Source organism: Paenibacillus sp. IITD108, assembly GCF_036541265.1.
GTDB lineage: Bacteria > Bacillota > Bacilli > Paenibacillales > Paenibacillaceae > Pristimantibacillus.
Genome location: NZ_JAZHCT010000101.1, coordinates 1 through 344, shown reverse-complemented (window position 1 = coordinate 344; position 344 = coordinate 1). Strand labels below are relative to the sequence as shown.

The window sequence follows — 344 nt, the reverse complement described above, 5'->3', positions numbered from 1 at the left end:
TATCGACACATGGCTGGAGGAAGATCGGCTGCTCCCTCGTAAACAGCGGCATACGGGGGTCCGTATCTTTCAGAGGCTGCGAGATGAACATCAATTTACAGGTGGACAACGAACCGTGCTCGCTTATGTAAGCAAACGAAAGAGCGAACTCGAGCTGGAACGAGCCAAAACCTATGAGCGCCTTGAACATCCACCGGGTGAAGCGCAAGTAGATTTCACCACCATGGAAGTTAGTAGGGGGCACCAGTTACTGACTTACAAGCTGTTGGTCGTATCCCTTCCTTACAGCAATGCAGCATTTGTGTACCCAACCCCGGCAGAGAACCAGGAGTGCTTTTTAGAAA

Annotated in this window: 1 pseudogene; it reads left to right on the top strand. The window is 50.9% G+C overall.

The features are described 5' to 3' along the window. Positions 1 to 115 precede the first annotated feature (115 nt). A pseudogene (locus V1L65_RS28675) lies at positions 116 to 344 on the top strand (IS21 family transposase); the annotation flags it as partial.